This window comes from Nonomuraea sp. NPDC003709 (genome assembly GCF_040610775.1).
In the GTDB taxonomy this organism is placed as follows: domain Bacteria; phylum Actinomycetota; class Actinomycetes; order Streptosporangiales; family Streptosporangiaceae; genus Nonomuraea; species Nonomuraea angiospora_A.
On record NZ_JBEXMW010000002.1, the window covers coordinates 52,863 to 75,643 of the forward strand.

Sequence of the window (22,781 nt, forward strand, 5' to 3'; positions counted from 1 at the left end):
GCATCAACTCTATCGTTTCACCTCAAAGGTCGCCCCTCCCGATTACGGGGCTGATCAAGATGGCGGTACGCGAGGTCGATGCGGGCCTTGTGCCGGGCGGCGCCCCAGGCGGGCAGGCTCCACTCGCCCTCCACCTCCACCAGCCGGACCCCGGGCGACTCCAGCCAGCGCAGGATGCACTCGGTCTCCTCGGCGCTGGCCGCGTGGATCGGGCCGGCGCCCGGGATGACCGCCTCGGCGGTGGCCGTGAGGGAGGCGACGAAAGGGGTCGGATGGGCGCCCTTCGGCATGACCCCGGCCGCCGCCAGCCGCCCGTACCGGATGACGTGGATGTCCCAGCCGCCGCCGAACGCCGGGCTGGCGGCCACCAGCTGCGGGATGCGCGTGATGGCGCTCAGGCGCTGCATGCGGGCCGCCGTACGGACGAAGGCCGCCAGCCGGTCGCGATCGACCGACGCCTCCTCGTAGCGCTGCTCCACCGACAGCCGCTCCATGCGCGCCGACACGGCGCTGAACACGAGCGAGGCGTCGAGCGTCATGGCCCGGCGCGCGCTCTCCGCGTGGAGCGCGTATTCCTCCTGGCTCTCCCTGCCCTCGCAGGGCGCGCCGCAGCGGCCCATCTCGTGGAGCACGCAGGCCGCCCGCCGGGTGCGCAGCGTGACGGGCTGGGTGCACTGGCGCAGGGGGACCGCCTCATGCAGGGCGATGCGGGCCTCGTCGGCCAGCCGGGCACTGCCGAACGGGCCGAGGTAGGTGGCCCCGTCGTCCTTGAGCTCGCGGACGATCGACAGCCGCGGGAACGCCTCGGTGGTGAGCTTGAGCCAGACCACCTTCTCGGGGAAGCGGGAACGGCGGTTGTAGCGCGGCTTGGCGCCGCCGATCAGGCGCAGCTCCCTGACCTCCGCCTCCAGGCCGGTCGCGCAGACGACGTGGCGCACCCGCTCGGCGATGCCGATCATCTCGCGGATGCGCGGGCGGGTCTCGCCCGCGGTGAAGTAGGAGCGTACGCGGTTGCGCAGGTTGGTGCTCTTGCCGATGTAGAGGACCTCGCCGCGCTCGTCCTCGAAGAAGTAGACGCCGGGGGCGTGCGGCACCGAGTCGGCCAGGTGGCGCTTGCGCTGCTGCTCCGGCGTGGGGGCGCGGACGAACGACTTGAGCTCCTCGAGCGTGTGCACCTGGAACGAGCCGGCCCGCTCGATCAGCCCGTGCAGCACCTCGACGGTGGCCCTGGCGTCCTGCAGGGCACGGTGGCACGGCTCGGTGGAGCTGCGGAAGAACCTCGCCAGCGTCGCCAGCTTGGCGTTGGGCACCTCGTCACGGGTCAGCACGCGGCGGGCCAGGTCGACGGTGTCGACGACCGGATTGGCCGGCGGAGGATAGCCGTGGGCGGCGCAGGCGGCCTTGACGAAGCGGGTGTCGAAGCCGGCGTTGTGGGCCACCAGCGTGGCCCCGCGGATGAACTCCAGGAAGCTCGGCAGCACCGCCTCGATCCGCGGCGCGGCCACGACCATCGCGTCGGTGATGCCGGTCAGCACCGAGATGAACGGCGGGATCGGCCCTCCTGGGTCGACCAGCGTCGAGAACTCGCCCAGCACCTCGCCCGCCCGCACCTTGACCGCGCCGATCTCGGTGATGGCGTCGTCGGACGGGGCGCCGCCGGTCGTCTCGAGGTCGAAAACGACGAAAGTGACCTCGCTCAGCGGAGTGCCGAGCTCGTCGAGAGTGCCTTGAACCGCGTCCACGTTCCAAGACCATAGAGAGGGAGACCGACAGGAACGAATAACCACCGCTCTTGATCCTTAGTTACCCTTCCCTGTATGTCCTCGGGAAGACTTGCCGGCCGCTATGCCCTGTTGCGCCCGCTCGGCGCGGGCGGCATGGGGAAGGTGTGGCTGGCCAGGGACGAGATGCTCGACCGCGAGGTGGCGGTCAAGGAGCTCACGCTGGCCGAGGGCATGTCGCCCAAGGAGCGCTCCGACTCGGTGATGCGGGCCGTGCGCGAGGCGCAGGCCACGGCGCGGCTGCGCCATCCCGGCATCGTGGCGCTGCACGACGTGGTCGTCGAGCAGGAGCGGCCCTGGCTGGTCATGGAGCTGCTGCGGGGCCGCACGCTGGGTGAGACGGTCCGCGAGTTCGGACCCATGCCGGCCGATCATGCCGCGCGGGTCGGCGCCGACGTGCTGGAGGCGTTGATCGCGGCACACGCGCTGGGGATGCAGCACCGCGACGTCAAGCCGGGCAACGTGTTCCTGACCGAGAGCGGGCGGGTGGTCCTCACCGACTTCGGCATCGCCCGGCAGGAGGGCCAGGCCACGCTCACCGAGCAGGGGCTGATGATCGGCTCGCCCGGGTTCATCGCGCCCGAGCGGCTGGCCGGCGAGCCGGGCGGGCCCGCCAGCGACGTGTGGTCGCTCGGCGCCACGCTCTACGTCGCGCTGACGGGCGCGCCGGCCTACGGGGGGTCGGCGGCCCAGCGGGTGCGGGCCACGCTGACGGAGCCCGTACCGGCCGCTCCGGGGCCGCTGGGGCCGCTGCTGGCGGCCATGATGGCGCACCAGCCGGCCGCCCGCCCCGACCCCCGGGTGATCGTGTCCGCGCTCCGGCAGGTGGCCGCCGGCGGGCATGCCCCGCACCTGCCCGTCAACCAGGACATGACCGCGCCGACCAGGGTCAAGCGGCCCGGCAGGGCCGCGATCTGGATCGCCGCGGCGACGGCGCTCGTGCTTGGCGCGGGCGGCGCGACCGCCTTCCTCGTCCTCAGGGACCGGGCGGGCGCGGTGCCGGCCGCGTTCACCGTGCCCATGGACGTGTGCAAGCTGATCAGCCAGGAGGAGGTGGGCGCGCTGCTGCGTACGCAGAGCCCGCCCAAGGCGCAGGCGAGCTCCGACGGCGACGGCCCCAAGTGCGGCTGGACGCTCGCCAACACGGGTGTGGGCCTGCAGGTGCAGAAGGACTCCGACACCGTCGACCCGTGGTCGATGACCCCGGCCACGGCCGGCGCGCTCTTCAAGGGCCAGAAGAGCTGGTGGACGAGGACCGGCACGGTCGACTGGACCTGGGACGAGATCGGCGCGAAGACCTCGCAGCGGGCCACGCGCACCCCGGTCCGCGAGATCGCCGGCGTCGGCGAGGAGGCGTTCGGCTTCGAGCTGAAGGGCCCCACGGGCCGTGTGCACACCTCCCAGATCTACTACCGCCTGGCCAACCTGGTGGTCACCGTGCAGTTCACCACCCTCGGGGACAAACCCACCGACGAGGAGATCAAGCAGCGGGCGCTGAAAGCGGCGCAGACGAGCGAGCAGGCGTTGCGCAATGCCGGATGACCTCTATCTGCTGGCCGGCCGCTACCGTCTCATCGAGCGGCTCGGGCAGGGCGGCGCGGGCACGGTGTGGCGGGCCATCGACGAGATCCTCGACCGTCAGGTCGCGGCCAAGCAGGTACGCGTGCCGGAGGGGCTCACCCCGCGGGAGCGGGCCGAGTTCGCCGACATGGCGATCCACGAGGCCAGGTCGGCCGGACGGCTGCGCGACCCGGCGATCGTGCTGGTGCACGATGTCGTCCTGGAGGGCGGCCAGCCGTGGATCATCATGGACCTGGTCACCGGCCGCTCGCTGGACAAAGTGATCAAGGATCAGGGGCCGCTGCCGCCCGGGTTCGTGGCCGCGGTCGGGCTGCGCGTGCTGTCGGCGCTGGAGGTCGCCCACGCCCACGGGATGCTCCACCAGGACGTCAAGCCCGCGAACATCCTGCTCGACTTCGACGGCTCCGCCATGCTCACCGACTTCGGCATCGCGACGCCGATGGGCGGTCAGGGCGGCAGGTTCGGCGGCGCGGGCTCGCCCGGCTACATGGCGCCCGAGCGGCTCAACGAGGAGCCCTCCAGCCCGGCGTCCGACCTGTGGTCGCTCGGCGCCAGCCTCTACACCGCGGTGGAGGGGCGCGCGCCGTTCGAGCGGGCGCTGCCCGCGGCGGTGACGGCGGCGGTGCTGCTGCACGAGCCGCCGTTGCCGGTCAGGGCGGGCCGCGACTTCGGCGGCCTGCTCATGGCCATGCTCGCCAAGAACCCGGCGGCCCGCCCCACGGCGGCCCAGGTCCGCCAGGCGCTGAGCGCCCTGGCCGGGCCCGCCCCCGTGCCCCGGCGCCGCCGGTGGCTGGTGCCCGTCGTGCTGGCCGCCGCCGTGGTGCTGGGCGCGGGCGGCTGGTACGCCGCGGGCGCGCTGGGCAAGGGGCCTGAGACCGGGAGGTTCGCCAAGGCGCCCGATCCCTGCAAGCTGCTCACCGACGAGCAGGCAGCCCAGATCATGAAAGCCAAGCCGTCGCGCGAGGCCACCCGGCCGGGCGAGTGCCAGTGGATCCTGCGTGACGGCGGGGAGGACGGCCGCCGCCGCATCGTCGTCCGCGCCTGGGCGGAGCGGCCCGACGGCGATCTCGGCGGCCCCCAGGTGGCGCAGCGCCGTTTCGCCAGCGAGAAGACCGGCCGCACCGGCGCGGAGGGCACCGTGATGCGCGAGGTCCGCGGCTCGGTCTCCGACGTCCCGGGGGTCGGGGAGTCGGCGATCATCCAGAACAGCTTCAAGGCCTACATCAACAGCGACGCGACGGGCTCGTCCGACAGCACGGTGCTCTTCCGTACGAGCAACGTGCTCGGCGAGGTGGTCTGGCATCGCGAGAACGTTCCGGTCAGCGCCCCGGCGGACAAGGAGCCCGCCCTCGCCGTAGCCCGCCTGGTCTCGGCCGCCCTGTCGAAGTGAGCCCGTCGGAGCACCGTGCCGTTCGAAGTGGGCGCCGTCGGGGAGGGGCCGCTGCCAGAATGGGCGGGAGTGCTGCAAGTACCTTGCAAGGGGGATGACTAGCATGTTTCCCCGCAAGTCAGGGCAACCCCAGGAGTCCCAGTGAACCCCGGCAGCGAGTGGGAGCCGTCCACCACCCCTTACCAGGTGCCGGGCAGGCGCTTCGAGCCGCCCACCCAGCCGCCCAACCAGCCACCGACCCTGCCTCCGATGCCACCGCCACCGCCGCCCCGGCGGCCCGCCTGGCTGCTGCCCACGCTGGCCGCCGCCATCGTGGTGCTGGTCGCGATGGGCGGGGTGGGCGCGTACTTCGTGGTCAGCAAGGTCTCGCGCCCCTCCCAGCCGCCCGCGGCGCAGAGCGAGCGGCCGTCGCGGGCCGCCTCCTCGGCGCCCGTCGGCCTGGACGTGTGCGCCATGCTGTCCGCGGAGGAGGCCGACCGGCTCGTGCCCGGCGCGACCGTCACCAAGGACTCCAGGGAAGGCGACTACACGGTCTCCTTCACCTGCAAATGGGAGAACCGGCGCATCTCGTTCGGCGAGTTCTGGCGCAGCAGGGAGATCGACGTCCGGATCGAACAGCACAAGGCCGACGGCGCCAAGACCGGCAGGTCCATGGCGCAGAACTCGTACGAGGTCGACTACGGCGGCGACAGGTACGCCGCGACCGCCAAGCCCTCGCTCAAGCCCGACGAGAAGGAGTACGTCTCCCCGATCAAGGAGATCCAGGGCGTCGGTGACGCCGCGCACGCCCAGTACACCTGGCGCCGCAGCGGCAAGCTGCTGTGGTACTCCTACGGCCAGGCCAACGCCCGGGTCGGCGACATGACGATCGAGATCAAGTACCAGGCGGGCCAGCAGCGCAAGGACGCGGCGATCCTGACCAGCGAGACCACGCAGTCGATCACCGAGGACAACGCGATCCGCGAGGTGAGCCGGCTGGCCGGCTTCTTCGCCAAGGGCATGGCGGCCTGGCAGGCGCAGCACCCGAACGTGCTGGCCGAGCCGGAGCCGTCGCAGGCCCCCGCCTCGCCGAGTACGAGTATGAGTACGAGCGCGAGCCCCGAGCCCTCGCCGACCGTCCTGGCGGCCTTCCCCGGAGAGTGCGGGGCCGTGACCGAGGTGGCCACGCGGCTCGTGCCCGAGCCCACCACCAGGGCGCGCGGCACCGAGGCCGGCTCCGACGCCCAGACCGAGTGCCGCTGGCTCAACCTGGACGTGCCCGGCGCGGGCGAGGGGATCAGGAAGATCCGCAGCGTCCTGATCACCGTGCACCGGTTCACCAACCGGGCGGGCGCCGCCGACGTGGGCGCGGCCGTGAGCTACTACGCCAGCGAGCGGGGCGGCGACAAGCAGTTCGAGGAGTCGTCCATCGGCGGCATCTCCTGGGGCAAGCTCACCGATCTCAAGGGAATGGGCGATCAGGCGTACCAGCAGTTCATCCAGAACCGGCACAGCCGCGAGGTCTCCGCGTCCACCGGCACGGTGCTGATGCGCAAGGGCCCGGTGGTCGTCAGGATCGACTTCTCCGGCCACCAGCGGCCCGAGAAGGAGCCGGCCACCTCGCCCAAGGTCGTGTTCATGCCGCAGAAGGAGGCGATGGACGGCGTGGTCACCGTGGCCGAGGCGTTCATGGCCCAGCTGGCGAAGCAGCCCGCGGGCAGCTGAGCAGACCCGGTCGAGGAGGGGCGTGGCGCCCCTCCTCGGTGACGGCCGCGCGCGGGACACGTCCCCCTGACGGATCATCCTGTCAACGGTTAATGGAGCTGCAACCCGCTTGCAAGCGCGACAAATACCTTTATGTCTTGCAGGACCTGAGCCGCGCGATCACGTTTGTCCAGTACAGGGGCATGGGCAAACCGAGGGGGATCACGCGGCTCATTTCTTTTCCCGGACCAGGAACGGTTCGAGCAGGCCCGGAACCGCCCGCGCCGCCAGCTCCAGGCCGTCGCCGCGGTCCACGTCCACCACGTCGTAGTGGCCCTTGCCCGCGGCGGTGGCGGCGGAGACGGTCAGCAGGCCGCTGCGGCGCTGGAAGTACGACTCGGTGACCGTCCAGCCGGAGACGCCTCTGCGGTCGAGCGCGATCGTCGTGCGTACCACCGCGCCCTGCCTCGTGAGGAGGTGGCGGCGGCCGAGCGCGTGGCCGAGGCTTCTGGCGCTCTCCACGGCCAGCCACATCCCGAACGGCAGCGCCAGCGCGGGGATCGCCCAGACGGCGGCCCGCGACCACTGCCACGGGAGCAGCCAGGACGCCAGGCCGGCGGCCGCGGCCAGCACGGCCACCGTCACCAGCGCCCGCACGATCCGCCGCCGCCCGGCCGCCGCCGGATGCGGCACCAGCGCGCCCATCCCCAGCCCGCCCGCGCCGGCGTCCGGCCCGGCGGCTTCGCCCGCGTCACGCTCGGTCGCCCGGTGCCGGCCCGGGGCCGCGCCGTGGCCGGGCAGGCCGAGCGCATCCGTCCGGGGTGCGGCGGGAGTCGGTGGCGCGGCGGGGGTGTTGGCGATCTTGGTGGCGAGGGACCAGGCCAGGGCGCGGGGGAGGGGAGGGGTGAGGGCGGCGGTGTCCTCGGTCTCGTGCTCGTCCGCCTTGCCGAGCCCCGTGGCGATGGTCTTGACGCGGGCCCCGCCGCCCAGCCTCAGCAGCAGCGGCTCGCTGATCTCCACGCCGCGCAGCCTGCGCTCCTCCAGGGTCAGGGACCGGGTGGTCAGCAGGCCGCGGTGGAGGCGGAGGCGGCCGGGCTCGCGTTCCAGCCGGTAACGTCCCCACGACTCGGCGAACAGCAGGACGGCGCCCAGGACGCCGACGGCCAGGTTCACCGCGAGGATCAGCGGGACCGCCACCAGCGGCCGCGCCGTCACCCAGTCCCACAGCCCGTCGGCCGCCTCTGTGGCGAGCCTCTTGGCCCCGAACGAGTCCAGCGCCTTGTAGAGCGCCCCGAGCACCAGCGCGGCCCCCGTGAACGACCACAGCGACAGCGGCGCGTACCGGATCCACGACCAGCGCAGCTCCGCCAGCGGCCCCTCGCCGGCCGCGGGCCGCTCGTCCTGGCGCAGCAGGGTACGGCGCAGCGACTCCGCCTCGTGCCTGGTCAGCGGGTCGAGCACGAGCTCGGTCCCCTCGGCCGCGTGCTCGCCCGTGCCCACCTTGACCACGGTCAGGCCGAACACCCGCGCCACCGGGTCGGCCCGCAGGTTCACGCTGCGGACGCGGTCGAGCGGGATCGAGCGGTGCCGGCGGAGAGTGATGCCCGAGCGCAGTTCGAGGCGTTCCCGGGTGAGCCGCCAGCGCGTCGTACGGAGCCTGGCCACGTCATACGCCACCACGGCGGAGACGACCAGCATCGCGGCCGCCGCGCAGACCGCCGCGATCCCGCCGATCGGCCAGTCCCGGCTCGTCAGGAAGCGCAGGAGACCGGCCACCACGCCGGCGACGATCGCCAGCGACTTGACCGCCGAGGCCAGGAGGCTCCGCCCCGCCAGCCGCCGCCAGCCCTCCTCAGGAAAGGGGTCGTCGTTCACGTGGCGTCGCCCGGCGTGGCCTGGGTGAGGGCGGTGAGGCGTTCGGCCAGCTCGGCCGCCACCGCGTGGTCCAGCGCCTCGATCTTGATGGCCCCCGCGGAGGAGGCCGTGGTCACCGTGACGTCAGCCAGCCCGAACATCCGCTGCACCGGCCCCCGCGCGGTGTCGACCCGCTGGATCCGCGACATCGGCGCCACCCGCCAGGTGTGGGTCAGCCACCCCTTGCGGGTGTAGACCGCCTGGTCGGTGACCTCCCAGCGCTCCACCCGGTAGGTGGCCCGCGGCGCCACGACGGCCAGCGCCACGCAGCCCGCCGCGAAGAGCGCCACGCACGCCCCCAGCCAGACCGGCCGCGAGGTGAGGATCCAGTACGCCGCCACCGCGGCGGCGGCCACGGGCACCAAGAGGATCAGCCCCTGCACCGTCCACCAGGCGACCGCCCGCGGATCGGCCTGGTTGCGCGGCGGCCGCAGCCCGGCCGGCGTGCCCGCGTTCATCTGCCGCTCTCCGCGTTCTTGCCCGAGTCGACCACGGCCAGCAGCACGAACCCGAGCACGCCGATCACGATGGCCGCGAACACCTCGTAGCCCTCCAGGAACGGCAGCCGGTTGACCACGAGCAGGTCGTGCGCCCACCGCCACCAACCGAACAGGGTGTTCAGCAGGCTGCCCACTCCCTGCAGGAGCAGCAGCCAGCCGAGCAGCGTCAGCACCATTTTCATGGTCTCCAGCGTCGTCCACGGGTCACGGGGGCCGCGTCGGCCGTAGGTCTCGCGCGGCAGCTACTTTGGTCGCTGTCGTCGTACCCTCGGCAGGGCCTAATCTCGGTGAACGTGACGCACGAATACCGGTGGGCGCTGCCGTCGGTGCTGCTCGGCGACGGCAGGGTGGGCGGCCGGGTGCGCCGCTCGACCCGCGACTGGATCGTCGACATCGTCATGTTCCTGCTCGCGTGCGGCATCACGGTCATGACCCTGCCGGAGCTCCAGGACGAGCCGGAGCCGCTGCAACTGCTGGAGCAGGTGGTGGGCGCGCTGTCGTGCGTGGCGGTGTGGCTGCGGCGGCGCTGGCCGGTGGGGTTCGCTCTGGTGGCCACCCTGCTCTCGTCCTATCTGGAGCTCGCCGGCGGGGCCTCGGTCGTCGGGCTGTTCACCGTGGCGGTGCACCGGCCGTTCAAGGTCTCCGGCCCGGTCATGCTGTTCTCCCTCGTCACGCTCGTGCCGTTCATCCTGCTGCGGTACCACACCGACGCGGAGCGCGGCGAGATGGTGGCCTTGTCCCTGGCGCTGGTGCTGACCGTGTTCGCGTGGGGCGTCGTGGTCAGGGCCCGGCGGCAGCTCGTCTGGTCGCTCAGGCAGCGGGCCGACAGCGCCGCGGAGGAGGCCAAGCGGCTCGAACGCGAGCGCATCGCCCGGGAGATGCACGACGTGCTCGCGCACCGCATCTCCATGCTCAGCCTGCACGCCGGCGCGCTGGAGTTCCGGCCGGACGCGCCCGCCGAGGAGATCGCCAGGGCGGCCGGGGCGATCAGGACCAACGCCCACCTGGCACTGCAGGATCTGCGCGAGGTCATCGGCGTGCTGCGGCACGCGGGGCCGGGCGGCGACGACGACCCGGTGCCCGACCGGCCGCAGCCCACACTGGCCGACCTGCCCACGCTGGTCGAGGAGTGCCGCCACGCGGGCATGGACGTCCGGCTCGACCTGCGCGCCCGCGGCGACGCGCCGGAAGGGCTCGGCCGCAACGTCTACCGCATCGTCCAGGAGGCGCTCACCAACGCGCGCAAGCACGCGGGCGGGGCGCCCGTGGCGGTCGCCGTCTCGGGCACGCGGGGCGAGGGGCTGTCGGCGGAGGTGCGCAATCCCGTGGGGGTGCGCCACGTCCCGTACATCCCGGGCGCCGGGGCCGGGCTCATCGGGCTGACCGAACGCGCCGAGCTGGCGGGCGGGCGGCTGGAGCACGGCGCGACGCAGGACGGCGAGTTCGTGGTGCGCGCGTGGCTACCCTGGCCGGTGGAGACGACCCGGGAGGACGCATGATCAGGCTGCTGATCGTCGACGACGACGCGATGGTGCGGGCGGGGCTGTCGATGATCCTGGGCGGCGCCGACGACATCGTGATCGTGGCCGAGGCCGGCGACGGGTCCGAGGTGCCGCCGCTGGTGGCCGAGCACCGGCCCGACGTGGTGCTGATGGACATCCGCATGCCCGGCGTCGACGGGCTGACCGCCACCGAGGCGCTGCGCGGCACGTCCGCGCCGCCCGAGGTGGTGGTGCTGACCACGTTCCACGCCGACGCGCAGGTGCTGCGGGCGCTGCGGGCGGGGGCGGCGGGGTTCCTGCTGAAGGACATCGCGCCGGGCGACCTGGTGCAGGCCATCAGGAAGGTGGCCGCGGGCGAGCCGATCCTGTCGCCCGCGGTGACGCGGCAGCTCATCACGCACGTGTCCGACGGCGCCGCGGGAGACCGTACCTCACGGGCGAGGAAGCTGCTCGGCCGGCTCAGCGAGCGGGAGCGGGAGGTGGCGCTGGCCGTGGGGCAGGGCAGGTCCAACGCCGAGATCGCACGGGAGCTCTACATGAGCGTGCCCACGGTCAAGGCGCACGTCTCGCGCATCCTGTCCAAGCTCGGCCTCAACAACCGGGTCCAGGTCGCGCTGCTGGTCTACGACGCCGGCACGTAGTCAGCGGGTCAGGAGCTCCTCGATCGTGGCCCGGTGCAGCACCAGGTCGTCGGGGTCGTCGGGCCTGGGCTGCTCGCCGAAGTGGATCCGGCGCTGCCACACCCTGGCCATGACGATGCCGTGCCGGAGCGCCGCGTACATCTCGTAGAAGTCCATGTCGCGAGGCTCGTACCCCGTGATTTCCCGATATTTCCTGCAAACGTCTTCGCTGCGCATGAAGTCGGGCATGCCAGGAAAGCCTGCGGAGACCGTGATGTCCTGGAAGAAGCGGTGGAGGAAGATCATCCAGGACAGGTCCAGCTCGGGCGGCCCCACCGCGGCCATCTCCCAGTCGAGCACCGCGACCGGGGTGAAGTCCCTGAACATCATGTTCCCGATCCTGGCGTCGCCCCAGCACAGCACGTCCGGCCCGGGCTCCTGCGGCCAGTGCGACTCGAGCCACCGGAAGGCCCGGTCCAGCACCGGGATCGGCCGCTCGCCGTGGGCCCAGTCGTAGTAGCCCCGCTGCGCCTCGACGTGCGCGCGCAACCCGGCGGCCCCGAACGGGGCCAGCTCCGCGGGCGTGAACTCCGCCCGGTGCAGCGCCGCCAGGACCGCCACGCCGGCGTCCTGCAGCCTGCGCTGGTCCGCGGGCGCCGCGTCGAGCAGCCAGCTCCCGAACGTGTACGGCATCACGTCCGGCGGCACGTCGCCGTCCTCGCGCTCCATGACGAGGAACGGCGTGCCCAGGTGTTCCGGGTCCGGCTCGAACCAGAGGGCCCTGGGCGCTGGGATCCCAGCTTTCTGCCTGGCCAGGCGCATGATCTCGAACTGCGCCCCAAGATCGTACGAGGGGAACACGGGAACGGCTTCTACCGCAGGTGCGAGCCTGGCTACGCAGCGCGTTCGCCCTTCGCCCCAGGTCGCGGTGAAGAACAGGGTCTCGCTGGACATGCCGTTCTCGGCGGGCCTGGACACCTCGGACACCGAGGCGCTCGCGCCGACCCTCCCGCGCAGCCAGCGGGCCAGGCTGTCGCGCAGTTCCACCAGGTCACGGGTGGAGGTGCGGATCTCTTCTGCCATGGTCGGCCTCCTGGGTGAACACCCGTCCCGGCTCAGTCGTATATCCCCAACCAAGCGCTTGTCTAGAGAGAGGTGGCCGTTACGGTCAGGTACGCGGCAGCCGTACCCTTGTCTGAAAGGGCATGTCACGAAGGGACAAGTGGGATGAGTTCAGCGGGTGAAGGCCTGTCTCGCCCGCTTCCCGAGCAGGTGCGGCTCAATGTCGTCGATCTGGCGTCCCAGGTCCTCGGGACGATGCCCGCTGCCTCCATACCGCCGCCCCTTCGCGGGATCGCCAAGTTCGACCCCCGAAAACGCGCCAAACTCGGCAGCGCGCCCATCGCGGCGCAGCTCGAGAACGACAAGAAGTTCCGCGAGCTGGTGGCCGAATCGGTGGAGGCCGGCTGGCCCGAATTGGTGGCGTCCCTGGCCGAGGGAAATGTCCCACCGGCCGCCGACCCCGTGCTCGTGGCCGCGGCCGCCTACCTCACCCGTCCGCCCGGCTGGGCGGAGATGATCGAGGTCGCCCGTACGGACCTGGTGCAGTCGGCCGTGGCGGCCGAGGGATCGGAGCGCGAGGAGGTCGTCAACCGGCTCCGCGAGCAGCTCGCCGCGCAGAAGACCGCCGCCAAGGAGGAGGCCGATCGGCTGCGCGAGCAGATCAGGGCGGCCCGGGCGGAAAATTCTGATTTGAGGCGCAAGCTCCACGACGCCCGCGAGCGGGCCAAGGGCGCGGTGCAGCGGGCCGAGGAGATGGAACACGCGGCGGAGGACGCCAGGTCGGCCGCCACGGCCGCGGGCACCGCGGGCGAGTCCGAGCTGCGGCGGCTGCGCGAGCGGCTGGCCGACGTGGAGAAGCAGCTGGAGGCCTCGCGCCGGGCCGCCCGCGAGGGCAGGAGCATCGAGGACGCCCGCATCCGGGTGCTGCTCGACGCGCTGCAGGACGCCTCGGCCGGGCTGCGCAGGGAGCTCGCCCTGCCCACGATGATCAGCCGGCCCGCCGACTCGGTCGCCGCGGTCACCGGCGAGCGGCCCGGCGTCCGGGGGGTGCCCGCGCGGGCGCTGGCCGACGACGACCCGCAGCTCCTCGACCAGCTCCTGGCCCTGCCGCAGGTCCACCTGATCATCGACGGCTACAACGTGACCAAGACCGGCTACGGCACGCTCACCCTCGCCGACCAGCGCACCCGGCTCATGACCGGGCTCGGCGGGCTGGTGGCGCAGACCAGGGTCGAGGTCACCGTCGTGTTCGACGGGGCCGAGCTCAACTCCCCGGTGCAGGTCGTGGCGCCGCGCGGGGTGCGGGTGCTGTTCAGCCAGCCGGGGGAGATCGCCGACGATCTGATCCGCCAGCTCGTACGCGCCGAGCCGCCCGGCCGGGCCATGGCCGTGGTGTCGTCGGACCGCGAGGTGGCCGAGTCCGTCAGGCGGATGGGAGCCAGACCCGTTCCGTCTGGTTTGCTGCTGCGCAGGCTGGGCCGGGCCTAGATTACCTGCACCCCTTACGTGCGGATTTGCCGCGCTGCGCCAGGGATATTACGAATTGGGCGGATAACGTGTGACCTCACCCGCCACTTCTGTACTATTCGCCCCAGATATCATCCCTGGGAGGCGACACAGTGAGGTTTGGCAGGGTGCCGGTGGCCGCGGGTCTCGCGTTCGGGCTGGTCCTGTCCCCCATGGGAGCCGCCGTCGCTGATCCCCGGCCCACCCTCGGACAGGCCAAGGCCAAGCTCGACAAGCTCAACGACAAGGCCGACAAGGTCGTCGACCGCTTCAACACGGCCACCGAGCGGTACAAGGCCGCCAAGGGCGCCTACACCAAGCTGAACGACCGCTACAAGACCAAGCTGGCGACGGTCGCGGACCTGCGCGCCCAGGTGATCGGCATGGCCGTCGACAGCTACAAGCTCGGCACCGACGTGACCTCCCTGCCCGGCCTGGTGAGCGCGGACCGCCCCGACGACTTCCTGATGAGCCTGGCGCTGGCCGGGCAGCTCTCGCGGGAGCGGGCGGAGAAGCTGGCCGCGTTCGACCGGGAGAACCGCGGGCTGAAGGTCGAACGCGACAAGGCGGAAGAGGCGCTGGAGGCGGCCGACCGGGAACGGGACGGGGTCGAGAAGGAGCGTTCGGAGATCATGAAGCTGATCTCCGAGCAGAAGAAGCTCCTGAAGAAGCTGGGCGCCTACAACCCCGGCAACCCGAACAGCGTCGGCATCCAGTACACGGGCCCGGCCTCGGGCAACGCCGCCGCCGTCCTGCGCTTCGCCTTCGCCCAGGTGGGCAAGCCGTACGTGTTCGGCGGGACGGGTCCGGGCGGCTGGGACTGCTCCGGCCTGACCCAGGCGTCGTGGCGCGCCGCGGGCGTGTCGCTGCCGCGCACGACCTGGCAGCAGTGGGCCTGGGGTGCGAGCCGCAAGGTCTCACTGAGCGCCCTCCAGCCGGGGGACCTCATCTTCAGCTCGAGCTTGGGTCACGTCAGTATCTACGCCGGCGACGGGAGAATCGTTCACGCGCCGCAGACGGGCGACGTGGTCAAGGTCGTCAAACTCTCGGCGTACGGCGGCCGCCTCGTGGGCGCCATCCGCCCGTAGCTACGACGCCGGATCGTTGATCGCATCAGCCGAACGAGGTTCGGCCGATGGGCGATGGGAACGATCCAGCGTGCCTGACGAGTCACAACAAGTGTGACAAACGCGACATTTGGGGCCTGACAAACGGGCGCGAAAACAAATGTGAGCAGCGTCACATTTTGGTAACGGAACCTGGTGTTCCAGCAGGGATTTCCCTCCTTACTGACTCCACTATCTGATCTTTACAAGCGGTGTTCCGCTTTGCCGATCCTTGACCCTTCGGCGTAGCTTCTGGCGACGTCGCGGTGAACAAGCCATGTCCCCCGCGAACCCGCACCGGTCTATCCCGGTGTGAGACAGATAAAGATCCGCTGGTCAACCGCCCAAATGTCCCCATATCAACACATTGGTCGGGACGGTTGGCCTGCCGAATCCGTGCAGCCAGGAGGCACGGAGCCGGGGACCCAGCGATCCCAGTTCCCCAGGGATCAGGGGGTGAATCGGCGCGCACATCGCGCCGTAGGGCGACTTCCAGGCCCGAATCCGTCAGCTAACCCGGTAGGCATTCGTGGAAGAGTCAAGGAGAAATCCTGTCTACCTCCCTGCATAACCCCCGTCTGTCCCGCATTGCCCTGAGTGGCGTAGCGCTCACGATGACCGTGACGGCCGGAGGTGCGATCCTCCATGCCCCAACGGCTCAGGCGGCCACGACCGATTCGGCTTCGACGACCAAGGCGGCCGCAACCGCCGGAACCTCGAAGACGACCTCGGCCGCGGCGCTGAGGGCGGCCAAGGTCGCCCGTCAGAAGGCGAAGGCCAGCAAGGCCGTCGCCGTGGCCAAGAACCAGGTCGGTGACCCGTACCGGTACGGAGGCACAGGCCCTGGTTCGTTCGACTGCTCCGGCCTCGTCCAGTACGCCTGGAAGAAGGCCGGGGTGAAGCTCCCACGCGTGGCGGCCAGCCAGTTCGCCCGCACCAGGAACAAGGTCTCGTGGCGGAACCTCCGGCCCGGCGACCTGATGTTCTTCAGGGGGCTCGGCCACGTGGGCATGTACGTCGGCAAGGGCAAGATGGTCCACTCGCCTCGGACAGGCGAACGGGTACGCATCGACAAGCTGAGTGAATGGCGGCGGGCGTCGTTCGTCGGCGCTGTTCGTCCCGGCATGTGAAGAAGCCCCGCCCGGCTCCTCCGGGCGGGGCTCTCCCATTGTTACTTTCATTTTTTTACGGCGGAGCACGGGCGGCACCACCCGCCGCACCTGGCTGAGGGCCTCCAGGAAGACGCCCGCTGACCCGCACAACGCACCCACCGCCACGGCGCCCCCTCAAAACAGCCACCCCACCCACCCACACCGCCCGCCTCCCGGCCTCGCGCACGTGGCCCCACAGGCCCACAGCCGCTCGGCTCACGGGTCACGGCTCACGGGCCAGGCTCCCCGTCCTCTGGCGCGCAGCCACCGCATGCGGTGCGGGTGGACGGCTCTCACGGGCGCGCGGTTCGGGGTGCGGAGTGGCCGGTCATGGGTCGGCGGGCGGCTACGATCGGGCATCGTGTCAGGGCAGGTGAGTCGGCGGGCCGCGATCGTCTCCGTCCTGCTTCTCGCCGTCGCCCCCGGCAGCGCCCCCACCCCCGATTCCCCCATCCTTCCCGCCGGAGTCCGCGGCCTGTGGGGTGACGGCGAGGTCGTGGCCCGTGGGGCGCGGTCCGTGGTCGTCGGCCGGCACACCGCACCCGCCGAGCTCGGCGACGTCGCACGGAGGGCTGATCGGGCGGGGCAGCGGGTGTCGGCCGTGCTCGGAAGGTCAGTACGACCGCTCGTAGTCGTTCCCTCGTCCGCCGCCGAGGCGGCCGGGCTGGCCGGGGTGGGGCGGGTCGACGGGCTGGCGGCGGTGGCCGATCGCGGGCGTGTGATCATCGTCCCCGAGTTCTTCGCCAGGCTGAACTCCACCGGCAAGGACGTCGTACTCACCCACGAGCTCACCCACGTCGTCGCCGGCACCAACCGCCTGCCCCCATGGCTCTATGAGGGGTTCGCCGACTACGTCGGCTACCGCGACTCCGGGCTCCCCGTGAGGACCGCGGCCGCCGAGCTCGCCGCCGAGGTGCGGGCCGGGAGGCTGCCGAGGGAATTGCCCGGACCTGCGGCCTTCGCGGCTGACGGGCGGGACCCCGTCCGGCTCGCCCGGGCGTACCAGGAGGCTTGGCTGGCGTGTCGCTTCCTGGCTGACCGGTTCGGTGAGAGGACGCTGGTGAGGCTCTACCGTGACGCCCGCGCGGGCGGCGTAGACCGAGCACTCGCCGCGCTCGGCCTCTCCGCGGCCACGCTGACGGCACGGTGGCGCGACTACGTGCGAGACCAGCTCGCGTGAGGGGGAGGCAGATGAGCGAACGGCGGAACGTGGACGACGCGTCGCAAGAGGCGTCGAAGGAGGGTGAGGAGGCCGGAGGCGCCGCGGCTCTGAGTGGCGAGGCGCGCGGTCACGGTGAGAGCGCGTCAGTAAAGGGGGACAGCGTCAGCCCGGTGCCAGGAGGTGGCGCGTCCGTGAAAGGGGAGGGCGTCAGCCCGGTGTCCGGGGGTGGCGCGTCCGTGAAAGGGGAGAGCGCGGGTCCGGTGGCCGGCGGTGGTGTGTTCGTGAAGGGGGAGAGCGGCGGCGGAAGGCGGGGGCATGGTGAGGGTGTGTCCGTGAACGGGGGAGGGCCGCCGGAGTCCGACGGCGAGCGCCGGCTGAGGCGGCAGGCGGCGGTGGCGGCCGTGCTGCTCGGCCTGGTGATCGCGGCCGTGGCCGCCTTCAGCACCCCCTGGCACCTCCTGACCTCCGGACCGCCCGACCCGGCCCGCGACTTCACCGCCGCGCAGATCGCCAGGTCCGAGGCGTTCGACGCGGCCAGCACCCTGCCTGCCTACCTCTCGCTGGCCCTCACGCTGATCATCGCCGGGCTGCTCGTCGCCACCCCGCTCGGCGTGAAGCTGGTGGCGTGGCTCAAAGGCCCCTGGTGGGTCCGCGTGGTGCTGGGCGTCGTGGTCATCACTCTCTTCACCCAGCTGATCAAGCTGCCGATCGCCATCTGGGGCGAGACGCTGCTGCGCGGCTACGGCCTGTCCATCCAGACCTGGGGGTCCTGGGCAAGCGACCGGCTGAAGAACATCGGCGTCGACGCGTTCATGCTCAGCCTGATGCTGCTGGTGCTCGTGGCGCTGGCCCGCAAGTTCAGGCGGTGGTGGATCCCGGCCGCCGTGGGCGCGTTCGCGCTGACGGTGCTGGCGTCGTTCGTCTACCCGGTGGTGTTCGAGCCGCTGTTCAACGACTTCACGACCATGCAGCAGGGCCAGCTCCGCACCGAGCTCCTGGACATGGCCAAGCGGGACGGCGTGCCGGTCGAGGACGTGCTGGTCGCCGACGCCTCCCGCAGGACGACGGCGCTGAACGCCTACGTGTCCGGGTTCGGCGCCACGCGCCGCATCGTCGTCTACGACACGCTGCTCAAGGCCCCGAAGGCCGAGGTCGAGCTGGTCGTGGCGCACGAGCTGGGCCACGCCAAGACAGACGACGTGCTCTACGGCACGTTCATCGGCGCCCTGGGCGCCGCGCTCGGCGCGATCCTGCTGTTCTGGGTGTTCGACCTGGTACGCCGCCGCACCGGCGTCACAGGCCTGGGCGATCCCCGCGCGGTCGGCGCGGTCATCGGCCTGATGACCTTCGGCTCGCTGCTCATGAGCCCCGCCGAGAACCTGATCAGCCGCCACATCGAGGCCAGGGCCGACCTTCATGCGCTGGACCTCACGCACGACCCGGCCACGTTCATAGCCATGCAGAAACGCCTGGCAGTCACCAATATTTCCGACTTGTCGCCGGATGCGGTGGAATATGTGCTCTATGCGTCCCATCCTTCCAGCCCCGAGCGCATCGCGATGGCCCGTGCATGGGCCAAGCTGAACGGCGTCCCCGTGCAGTGACACGTGCGGCGACCCGTGCGGTGACAAGCGCGACGCCGGGTGCGGGGCCCAAGGTGCTCGTCGTCACGAACGACTTCCCGCCCAGGCCGGGCGGCATCCAGTCGTTCGTGCACGGCCTCGCGCTGCGCACGCCGGGCGTGGTCGTCTACGCGCCCGCCTGGCCGGGCTGCGAGGAGTTCGACGAGCTCCAGCCGTTCCCGATCGTGCGGCATCCGACGCGGCTCATGCTCCCGACGCCGGCCGTCGCCCGCAGGGCGGCGAGGCTGGTGGCCGAGCACGGCGCGCAGACCGTGGTGTTCGGGGCGGCGGCGCCGCTCGGGCTGCTCGCCCCCCGCCTGCGCCGGGCGGGCGCGCGGCGCGTGGTGATGCTCACCCACGGCCACGAGGCGTCGTGGGCGAGCGCGCCGGGCTTCCGCGCCGTGTTGCGCAGGATCGGCGAGCACGCCGACGTGGTGACGTACCTGGGCGAGTACACGCGCGGCCGCCTGGTCGCCGCCGTCCCGCCGGGCAAGCTCGTACGGCTGGCGCCCGGCGTGGACGTCGGCCAGTTCCGCCCCGACGCGCCCAAGGCGGAGCTGGGCCTGGACGGCAGGCCGGTGGTCGTGTGCGTGTCGCGGCTGGTGCCGAGGAAGGGCCAGGACCAGCTCATCAGGGCCTGGCCCCGGGTGCTGCACTCGGTGCCGGAGGCGGTGCTGCTGCTGGTCGGCGGCGGCCCCCACCGCAGGACGCTGGAACGCCTGGCGGCGGGGCGGGAGTCGATCAGGTTCACCGGCACGGTGCCGGCCGCGAGCCTGCCCGGTTACTACGCCGCCGCCGACGTGTTCGCGATGCCGTGCCGTACCCGGTGGAAGGGGGTGGACGTGGAAGGGCTAGGGATCGTGTTCCTGGAGGCGTCCGCCACCGGGCTACCGGTGGTGGCCGGCGCGTCCGGCGGCGCGCCCGACGCCGTGCGGCCCGGCGAGACGGGGCTGGTCGTGGACGGAGAGGACCCGGGCGAGGTGGCCCAGGCGATCGTCGAGCTGCTGACCGACCCCGACAAGGCCCGCAAGATGGGCGCGGGCGGCCGCGACTGGATCGCCCGCGACTGGGCGTGGGAGCACGTGGCCGCCCGCTTTCGCACCCTCCTCTAGCCCTTGGTGGCCCCCAGCGTCAGACCGGCGACGAACTGCTTGTGCAGGAGCTGGAAGACGATCAGCGTGGGCAGCGCCACCAGCACCGACCCGGCGGCCAGCAGGTTGTAGTCGGTGAAGAACTGGCCGCGCAGGTTGTTCAGCGCGGAGGTGACCGGCAGCTTGTCGCCCGACGACATCAGCACCAGCGCCCACAGGAAGTCGTTGTACATCCAGGTGAACTGCAGCGTGGACAGCGCCGCCAGCACCGGACGGCACAGCGGCAGCGTCAGCCGCCAGTACCGCTTCCACACCGAGGCCCCGTCCACCAGCGCCGCCTCGGTGATCTCCTCGGGGATCGTGCGCATGAAGTTCGCCATGACGAACACGCAGAAGCCGAACTGGAACGCCACGTGGACGAGGATCAGCCCCAGGTAGGAGTCGTAGAGCGACTGCGAGTCCGACAGCCACGCGGGCAGCGGGACGAGGGTGTAGAGGGTGTAGAGCGGGGTGATGAGGACCTGCGGCGGCAGCAGGTTCCCGGCGGTGAACACGATCAGCAGCGCCTTGCGCCCGGGAATGCGCAGCCGCGCGATGGCGAAGGCCGTGAACGAGGCCATGAACAACGTGATCAGCACGCCGGGCACGACGATGATCAACGTGTTGAGGTAGTAGCGGGGCAGCTCGGCCTGGGACCACGCCTGCCCGTAGTAGCCGAGCGTGAGGTGCTCGGGCAGCGAGAAGTAGCCCAGGCGGGCGGTCTCCTCGTACGGGCGCAGCGACGCGTAGACGGCCAGCGCGAGCGGCAGCAGCCACCCGAGGGCCACCAGCATCAGGAAGGCGTGCAGCAGGATCCGCAGCGGCCGCACCGGACGCCGGGACGGCGCGCGCCGCTCCTGGGCCGGGGGAGCGGCGGGCGGGGCCGTGAGCGTCATCGTTCCTCCCTGAACATCTGCGACAGGTAGGTGACGATGAACCCCAGCGAGATCACCAGCAGGATCACCGCGATCGCCGAGCCGAACCCGATCCTGCTGGCCTCGCCCACGATGTTCTCGGTGACGAGCACGGACAGCAGCTCCAGCCCGTTCCTGCCCTTGTTGATGGCGTAGACGATGTCGAAGGCCCGCAGCGCCTCGATCACCGTGATGACCAGCACGATCACGTTGACCGGCCGCAGGGTCGGGAACACCACGCGAAAGAACGCCTGCCGCTCGTCGGCCCCGTCGATGGCCGCCGCCTCCTTCAGCGCCGGATCGACCGCCTTCAGCCCGGCCAGGTAGATGATCATGACGTAGCCGACGTGCCGCCACCCGGCCGCGACCATGACGACCCAGATGTTGATCGAGCTGTCGCCCAGCCAGTCCACGGTCAGCCCGGTCACCGCGTTCAGCACGCCGTAGTCGGAGGAGTAGACGAGCTGCGCGATGAAGCCCACGACGGCCAGCGACAGCACGACCGGCATGTAGAGCGCGCTCTGGTAGACGCGCGACAGCCGCAGCCGCCGGTCCAGCAGCACCGCGCAGAACAAGCCGAACGGCGTCGCGACCAGCCCGAGGAAGCCCAGCCACAGCAGGTTGTTGCGGACGGCCGACCAGAACGGCGGGTATTCGGCCGCCAGGTCGTGGTAGTTCTGCCCGCCCGCCCACTCGATCGGCCCGATGCCGTTCCAGTCGGTGGCGGAGAGCCCGACGGAGGCCAGCGTGGGCCCCCAGATGAGGCCCACGTTGACGACGATGGCCATCCCCAGCCCGATGACCAGGATGGTCACGTCGCGGGCGGAGTAGCGGCGGGTTTTGACTGCCATCAGCGGAAGATGTTGGCCTTCTGCTTCTCGATGCTCGCCAGCAGGGAGTCGATCTCGCCGGGCTTGCTCACGAACGACTGCAGCGACGGGATCATCACGGTGGAGGCGAAGTCCGGCCGCGTGTCGCGGTCGAGGAACTGCGCGATGTGGGTGGCCTTCGACACCAGCTCGGCGCCGCGCTTCTGCAGGGCGCTGTAGCCGGAGGTGTCGGCCTTGGAGCTGGCGGCCAGCGTGCCCGGGTCCAGCTTCGTGGCGATGTTCTGCGAGGAGGCCTGGGCGAGTTGCTTGAGCAGCGCCTTGGCGCCGTCCACGTTCTTGGCCTTGGCGGAGATCATGTAGCCGTCGATGGGGGCGTCGATCGAGTCGGTCCCGTACGCCGGGTTGATCTCGGGGAAGGTGAAGAAGTCGAGGTCCGCGCGGTCGGCCTCGGGGAACTGCTGGGCGACGAACATCCCCAGGAGGTACATCCCGGTCTTCTTCTGCGCCAGCGACTGCCCGGCCTCCTGCCAGGTGCGGCCGAGCGCGGCCGGCTGGTGGTACTCCATCAGGCCCCGCCAGGTGTCGAAGACCTGCTTGACCTTCGGGTCGGTCCACGACTCCTTGCCCGCCATGAGCGAGACGTGGAAGTCGTAGCCGTTGATCCGCATGTTGAGAATGTCGAACGTGCCCATCGCCGGCCAGCCGTCCTTGTCGGCGAACGCGATCGGGATGAGCCCGTCGGCCTTCATCTTCCTGGCCAGCGCGGTGAACTGGTCCAGCGTGGCCGGCGGCTGGTATCCCTTCTCCTGCCAGACGCTCTTGCGGTAGAAGACCGCCCAGGGGTAGTACGTGGCCGGCACGAAGTACTGCTTGCCGTCGGTCCCGGTCGACTGGTCCTTGAACGCCTGCGTGTAGTCGCCGCCGATCTCCCGCCACACGTCCGAGACGTCGGTCGCCAGCCCCTGCGCGGCGAAGAACTGCATCCGGTAGCCCGCGAACCAGGTGAACACGTCGTCGGGCGTGCCGCGCAGGTAGCGGTTGATGTTCTCCTGGAACGTGTTGTGGTCCACCGTGTTGATCTTGACTGCGGCCTGCGTGAAGGCCTTCACCTGGGTATCCAGGGACTTCTTCGGGATCTCGTCGGAGGCGTTGGAGCCGATCGTGACGGTCCCCAGGTTGCCGGCGGTCTTGCCGCCGGCGGGGGCCGGGGTGTTGTCGGAGCCGCAGCCGACGAGGGCGGCCGGCACGCCGAGCGCGGCGGCACCGAGCAGGAGATGGCGACGGGAGATCGGCAGACGTTGGTCCATGATGGGTTCCTCCTAGCCGG

19 protein-coding genes and 1 riboswitch are annotated in these 22,781 nt (G+C 71.4%); of the genes, 11 read left to right on the forward strand and 8 right to left on the reverse strand.

Annotation, left to right across the window (positions count from 1 at the left end; translation table 11 throughout):
• Positions 1-17: 17 nt before the first annotated feature.
• Entirely contained in the window at positions 18-1,742 is a 1,725-nt protein-coding gene (locus ABZX61_RS04700) for a DEDD exonuclease domain-containing protein (RefSeq protein ID WP_355191542.1), read from the reverse strand.
• Positions 1,743-1,817: 75 nt separating this feature from the next.
• Between ABZX61_RS04700 and ABZX61_RS04705 the strand changes: the two genes are divergently transcribed.
• The 3 genes from ABZX61_RS04705 to ABZX61_RS04715 all read left to right on the forward strand — a co-directional run bounded on the left by ABZX61_RS04705 (position 1,818) and on the right by ABZX61_RS04715 (position 6,456).
• Positions 1,818-3,323, forward strand: coding sequence for a serine/threonine-protein kinase (locus tag ABZX61_RS04705; RefSeq protein ID WP_355191544.1), 1,506 nt, complete (start codon positions 1,818-1,820; stop codon positions 3,321-3,323).
• Entirely contained in the window at positions 3,313-4,752 is a 1,440-nt protein-coding gene (locus ABZX61_RS04710; protein ID WP_355191546.1) for a serine/threonine-protein kinase, read from the forward strand. The genes ABZX61_RS04705 and ABZX61_RS04710 overlap by 11 nt, the downstream gene beginning before the upstream one ends.
• Positions 4,753-4,893: 141 nt before the next feature.
• Positions 4,894-6,456, forward strand: a complete 1,563-nt coding sequence (locus tag ABZX61_RS04715) for a hypothetical protein (RefSeq protein ID WP_355191548.1) — start codon at positions 4,894-4,896, stop codon at positions 6,454-6,456.
• A 210-nt stretch (positions 6,457-6,666) separates the two neighbouring features.
• Here ABZX61_RS04715 and ABZX61_RS04720 read toward each other — a convergent pair whose 3' ends face one another.
• The 3 genes from ABZX61_RS04720 to ABZX61_RS04730 are packed head-to-tail and all read right to left on the reverse strand — an operon-like array spanning position 6,667 to position 9,031.
• Positions 6,667-8,310, reverse strand: coding sequence for a PH domain-containing protein (locus tag ABZX61_RS04720; protein WP_355191550.1), 1,644 nt, complete (start codon positions 8,308-8,310; stop codon positions 6,667-6,669).
• The gene (locus tag ABZX61_RS04725) at positions 8,307-8,807 is read right to left on the reverse strand and encodes a PH domain-containing protein (RefSeq protein WP_355191551.1); all 501 of its coding nucleotides are present in this window, start codon (positions 8,805-8,807) and stop codon (positions 8,307-8,309) included. The genes ABZX61_RS04720 and ABZX61_RS04725 overlap by 4 nt, the downstream gene beginning before the upstream one ends.
• Entirely contained in the window at positions 8,804-9,031 is a 228-nt protein-coding gene (locus ABZX61_RS04730) for a hypothetical protein (protein WP_355191553.1), read from the reverse strand. The genes ABZX61_RS04725 and ABZX61_RS04730 overlap by 4 nt, the downstream gene beginning before the upstream one ends.
• A gap of 111 nt (positions 9,032-9,142) precedes the next feature.
• On the opposite strand from ABZX61_RS04730, the gene ABZX61_RS04735 reads away from it, so the two are divergent.
• Together ABZX61_RS04735 and ABZX61_RS04740 are read left to right on the forward strand one after the other, a co-directional pair.
• Positions 9,143-10,348, forward strand: a complete 1,206-nt coding sequence (locus ABZX61_RS04735) for a histidine kinase (RefSeq protein ID WP_355191555.1) — start codon at positions 9,143-9,145, stop codon at positions 10,346-10,348.
• Positions 10,345-10,992: a response regulator transcription factor gene (locus tag ABZX61_RS04740; RefSeq protein ID WP_355191557.1), complete on the forward strand. Its 648-nt coding sequence runs from the start codon at positions 10,345-10,347 to the stop codon at positions 10,990-10,992. The genes ABZX61_RS04735 and ABZX61_RS04740 overlap by 4 nt, the downstream gene beginning before the upstream one ends.
• Here ABZX61_RS04740 and ABZX61_RS04745 read toward each other — a convergent pair whose 3' ends face one another.
• Positions 10,993-12,054 (reverse strand): phosphotransferase family protein, encoded by a 1,062-nt coding sequence (locus ABZX61_RS04745; RefSeq protein WP_355191559.1) that lies wholly within the window; start codon positions 12,052-12,054, stop codon positions 10,993-10,995. It abuts the gene before it with no gap.
• 144 nt (positions 12,055-12,198) lie between these two features.
• Here ABZX61_RS04745 and ABZX61_RS04750 point away from each other — a divergent pair, with 144 nt between their 5' ends.
• The 6 genes from ABZX61_RS04750 (at position 12,199) to ABZX61_RS04775 (ending at position 19,692) form a co-directional block, all read left to right on the forward strand.
• Positions 12,199-13,521: an NYN domain-containing protein gene (locus ABZX61_RS04750; protein WP_355191561.1), complete on the forward strand. Its 1,323-nt coding sequence runs from the start codon at positions 12,199-12,201 to the stop codon at positions 13,519-13,521.
• Between the two features lie 131 nt (positions 13,522-13,652).
• Positions 13,653-14,627: an NlpC/P60 family protein gene (locus tag ABZX61_RS04755; RefSeq protein WP_355191563.1), complete on the forward strand. Its 975-nt coding sequence runs from the start codon at positions 13,653-13,655 to the stop codon at positions 14,625-14,627.
• Positions 14,628-15,021: 394 nt separating this feature from the next.
• A riboswitch (cyclic di-AMP (ydaO/yuaA leader) is annotated at positions 15,022-15,186 on the forward strand.
• 73 nt (positions 15,187-15,259) lie between these two features.
• Positions 15,260-15,775: a C40 family peptidase gene (locus ABZX61_RS04760; RefSeq protein WP_355191565.1), complete on the forward strand. Its 516-nt coding sequence runs from the start codon at positions 15,260-15,262 to the stop codon at positions 15,773-15,775.
• Between the two features lie 382 nt (positions 15,776-16,157).
• Complete coding sequence (locus ABZX61_RS04765) at positions 16,158-16,976, forward strand: hypothetical protein (RefSeq protein WP_355191566.1); 819 nt, start codon at positions 16,158-16,160, stop codon at positions 16,974-16,976.
• A 314-nt stretch (positions 16,977-17,290) separates the two neighbouring features.
• Complete coding sequence (locus ABZX61_RS04770) at positions 17,291-18,562, forward strand: M48 family metallopeptidase (protein ID WP_355191568.1); 1,272 nt, start codon at positions 17,291-17,293, stop codon at positions 18,560-18,562.
• Between the two features lie 20 nt (positions 18,563-18,582).
• Positions 18,583-19,692: a glycosyltransferase family 4 protein gene (locus tag ABZX61_RS04775; RefSeq protein ID WP_355191569.1), complete on the forward strand. Its 1,110-nt coding sequence runs from the start codon at positions 18,583-18,585 to the stop codon at positions 19,690-19,692.
• On the opposite strand, the gene ABZX61_RS04780 is transcribed toward ABZX61_RS04775, so the two are convergent.
• From ABZX61_RS04780 to ABZX61_RS04790, 3 genes are read right to left on the reverse strand one after another with little or no spacing between them, the layout of a single operon-like run.
• On the reverse strand, positions 19,689-20,606 hold the full coding sequence (locus ABZX61_RS04780; RefSeq protein WP_355191571.1) for a carbohydrate ABC transporter permease: 918 nt from the start codon (positions 20,604-20,606) through the stop codon (positions 19,689-19,691). The two genes, ABZX61_RS04775 and ABZX61_RS04780, sit on opposite strands and share 4 nt — an antisense overlap.
• On the reverse strand, positions 20,603-21,475 hold the full coding sequence (locus ABZX61_RS04785; RefSeq protein ID WP_355191573.1) for a sugar ABC transporter permease: 873 nt from the start codon (positions 21,473-21,475) through the stop codon (positions 20,603-20,605). The genes ABZX61_RS04780 and ABZX61_RS04785 overlap by 4 nt, the downstream gene beginning before the upstream one ends.
• On the reverse strand, positions 21,475-22,761 hold the full coding sequence (locus ABZX61_RS04790; protein ID WP_355191575.1) for an ABC transporter substrate-binding protein: 1,287 nt from the start codon (positions 22,759-22,761) through the stop codon (positions 21,475-21,477). Before ABZX61_RS04790 ends, ABZX61_RS04785 begins: the two co-directional genes overlap by 1 nt.
• Positions 22,762-22,781 lie beyond the last annotated feature (20 nt).

Coding starts and splice junctions, on each gene's coding strand:
- ABZX61_RS04785 (WP_355191573.1), bottom strand. CDS start 21,475: ATGGCAGTCAAAACCCGCCGCTACTCCGCCCGCGACGTGACCATCCTG.
- ABZX61_RS04740 (WP_355191557.1), top strand. CDS start 10,345: ATGATCAGGCTGCTGATCGTCGACGACGACGCGATGGTGCGGGCGGGG.
- ABZX61_RS04730 (WP_355191553.1), bottom strand. CDS start 9,031: ATGAAAATGGTGCTGACGCTGCTCGGCTGGCTGCTGCTCCTGCAGGGA.
- ABZX61_RS04780 (WP_355191571.1), bottom strand. CDS start 20,606: ATGACGCTCACGGCCCCGCCCGCCGCTCCCCCGGCCCAGGAGCGGCGC.
- ABZX61_RS04710 (WP_355191546.1), top strand. CDS start 3,313: ATGCCGGATGACCTCTATCTGCTGGCCGGCCGCTACCGTCTCATCGAG.
- ABZX61_RS04725 (WP_355191551.1), bottom strand. CDS start 8,807: ATGAACGCGGGCACGCCGGCCGGGCTGCGGCCGCCGCGCAACCAGGCC.
- ABZX61_RS04790 (WP_355191575.1), bottom strand. CDS start 22,761: ATGGACCAACGTCTGCCGATCTCCCGTCGCCATCTCCTGCTCGGTGCC.
- ABZX61_RS04745 (WP_355191559.1), bottom strand. CDS start 12,054: ATGGCAGAAGAGATCCGCACCTCCACCCGTGACCTGGTGGAACTGCGC.
- ABZX61_RS04750 (WP_355191561.1), top strand. CDS start 12,199: ATGAGTTCAGCGGGTGAAGGCCTGTCTCGCCCGCTTCCCGAGCAGGTG.
- ABZX61_RS04760 (WP_355191565.1), top strand. CDS start 15,260: ATGACCGTGACGGCCGGAGGTGCGATCCTCCATGCCCCAACGGCTCAG.
- ABZX61_RS04705 (WP_355191544.1), top strand. CDS start 1,818: ATGTCCTCGGGAAGACTTGCCGGCCGCTATGCCCTGTTGCGCCCGCTC.